At 67.7% G+C, this 2,949-nt stretch carries 2 protein-coding genes; both read right to left on the minus strand.

Features of this window, described 5'->3' with window-relative positions:
- On the minus strand, positions 1-1,302 hold a 1,302-nt coding region (locus tag EES42_RS44480), incomplete at its 3' end, for a condensation domain-containing protein (protein ID WP_241197015.1).
- The coding region (locus tag EES42_RS44485) for a condensation domain-containing protein (RefSeq protein WP_241197016.1) at positions 1,299-2,949 on the minus strand (1,651 nt) is incomplete at its 5' end. The genes EES42_RS44480 and EES42_RS44485, both read right to left, overlap by 4 nt.

The following is a 2,949-nucleotide window of genomic DNA, read 5'->3' on the forward strand; positions in this document are numbered from 1 at the left end:
GAGATCGCCGATACGTGCGCCGGGCGAGTCCACTACGGAGGTCAGCAGGCTCTCAAGGTGGCCGGCCATGCGCTCGATCGTCTTCGCGTCGAACCTGCTCCGGTCGTAGACGAAGCGGAACTCCAGGGCCCGGCCCGCCGATACGACGAGGGTCAGTGGGTACCCGGTGCGCTCCACACAGTTGACCAGGCGCCGGGTCAGTCCCTCGGGGAAGTCCGACGGCTTCTGCACCACGGGGTAGTTCTCGAAGACGAGGATCGACCGGAACAGTGGCTCGCCGCGCGGGATCCTGCTGTGCTTCTGCACGTCGACGAGGTGACAGTACTCCCACTGCCGCATCTCCAGTTGTTCGTCCTGGAGATCCCTCAGCCACTCGGAGACGACCAGATCGCCCGTGAGCCGGCCGCGCACCGGCAGCGTGTTGATGAACAGGCCCATCATCGACTCGACGCCGGGCAGATCGATCGACCGGCCCGAGATGGTGGAGCCGAACAGCACCTCGTCCTGGCGGCTGTACCGTGACAGCAGGACCGACCACAGTCCCTGCACCAGTGTGTTCATCGTGACGCGCTGGGACTTGGCGTAGTCCCGGGCCCGTGCGAACAGCTCTGCGGAGGCGCACACCTCGAACTCGCCGACTCCATTGTCACCGGTGTCCCGGTCGATGTGCAGGGCGGTGGGCTCGGTGACGCCCGCCAGGTAGTCGGTCCAGAATGCCTCAGAGCCGTCGTCCTGCCGGGAGTTGAGCCACTCGATGTAGCGGCGGTAGGGGGCGGTCGGCGGAAGTTCGGCGGAAGTGCCGCCGAGCAGCGCGCGGTAGAGGGCGAACAGCTCCTTCTGGAGGATCTGCACACTCCAGCCGTCGAGAAGGATGTGGTGGAACGACCAGACAACGATCCGGCGCTCCTCCCCCATCCGCAGCACGGTGACCCGGACCAGCGGGGCCCGTGAGAGGTCGAACCCCCGGTCCCAGTCGTCCGCCAGGAAGGTGCTCAGCTGCTCCTCCTGACCGGACAGGCCGCGCAGATCCCTCACTTCGAAGGGGAGAGGAGCTCGGCGCTGCACCACCTGCACCGGCTCCGACACTCCCTCCCACACGAACGCGCTGCGCAGGATCGAATGCCGGTCGACGAGCTGCTGCCATGCGACGCCGAACAGCGTCTCGTCGAAGGGTCCTTCGACCTCCTCCGTCATCTGCACCATGTACGGACGCGTGTCGGAGGTGTCCTCCAGCGAGTGGTAAAGCATGCCGAACTGCAGGGGCGAGAGTCCGTAGATGTCTTCCACGTTGTGCGCGCTCATATCGAGAACCTCTTCAGGATCGCGGCCATGTCGGCGTCACCGACATCTGTGAGGGGAACACCGGGGGACTCCCGGCGGGCGTCGGCGGCTCCGTCGGCACTGCCGGCGATCAGCTCGCGCAGGTGGTCGACGACACCGTCGGCCAGGCGCTCGACCGTGCGCCGCTCGTGCAGCGCGGTCGAGTAGTTGATGTACAGGCCGAACGTGTCGCCTTCGACGGCGGCGGTCACGTCCAGCACGTTCCAGCGCGCGCCGTCCGGGCTGATCGAGTGCCCCTTGGGCTCGTCAGGACCGGCGTACCGCCCGATGCCCGGCAGGTCCCTGGTGAACTGCCCCAGGTAGTTGAAGTTCACTTCCGGAGTGGGCTGCCGTCGCAGTACGGCGGCCACGTCCGGGGCGCCGAGGTGGCGCAGGATGCCGTAGCCGACACCCCTGTTGGGGATCCGCGCCACCTGCTCGCGGACGGACTTGAGCGAGGCCACCGGATCGGTGGCTCCCGGTGCCAGCCGCAGCGCGACAGGGAAGACGGATGTGAACCATCCGACCGTTCGCGACAGATCCACGTCCGGGAACAGATCCTCACGGCCGTGTCCCTCCAGACCGATCAGGATCTCGTCGTCCCCCGTCCAGTCTCGCAGGGCGTGCGCCAGTGCGGTGAGCAACGCGTCGTTGATCCGGGTGTTGAAGACCCGTGGCACGTCCCGCAGCAGCGCACGCGTCTCCTCGGGGCTGAGCGCCGCCACGACGCTGGCGGCGGATCCCAGGTCGTTGCGGCCGTCCCGATCACGCGGCACCCGGCCGGCCGGTTTGGGCTCGGCCCAGTAGGCGTACTCGGCCCGTGCCTGAGCGGAGTCGGCGAAGCCGTTCAGTCGCTGGGCCCACGACCGGAACGACGTCGTCTTCGCAGGCAGCTGGGGTGCGAGACCGGCAGCCCGCCGCTCGTAGCAACTGCCCAGGTCCTCCAGGAGGATCCGCCAGGACACACCGTCGACCGCCAGGTGGTGTACGACGGTGAGCAACCGCTGCCCGCGCGTCGGTCCCAACTCCAGCAGGGCGGCACGCAACAACGGGCCCTTGGCCAGGCCGAGGCTCTGCTGGGTCTCCTCCGCAATGTCCAGCGACACCGACGCCAGGGACTCGTCCGGGACTCCGGACAGGTCGTGCACGTCGAGGATGTCGGTGTCCACGGTCTCGTCCAGGTACTGCCGCCAGCCGTCGGACCCGTCCACGCAGCGCAGGCGCAGTGCGTCGTGGTGCTCGATCAGGTCCGCCAGCGCGAGCCGCAGCACGTCGGGGGCGAGCCCGTCGGTGACGAGAAGCTCGGCCTGGTTGAAGTGGTCGAATGTCGGCAGGTCCTTCTCGAAGAACCAGTGCTGGATCGGTGTCAACGGGACCTCGCCCGTCACGCGGCCCTGCTCGGCGTCGACCGGCGTGGTCGCAGCGGCGTGGACCGCGATCTCGGCGATCGTCTGGTTCTTGAAGATCAGCCGCGGAGTGAGGTGCACACCGAACTTCTTGGCCCGGGCGATCATCTGAATGCTGATGATCGAATCCCCGCCCAGTTCGAAGAAGTTGTCGTGGATGCCGACGGTGTCGATGCCGAGGATCTCGGACCAGATCGCGGCAAGGGTGCGCTCGGTGTCCGTC

Origin of the sequence: Streptomyces sp. ADI95-17 (assembly GCF_003846175.1) — a bacterium.
Classification (GTDB): Bacteria; Actinomycetota; Actinomycetes; order Streptomycetales; family Streptomycetaceae; genus Streptomyces; species Streptomyces sanglieri.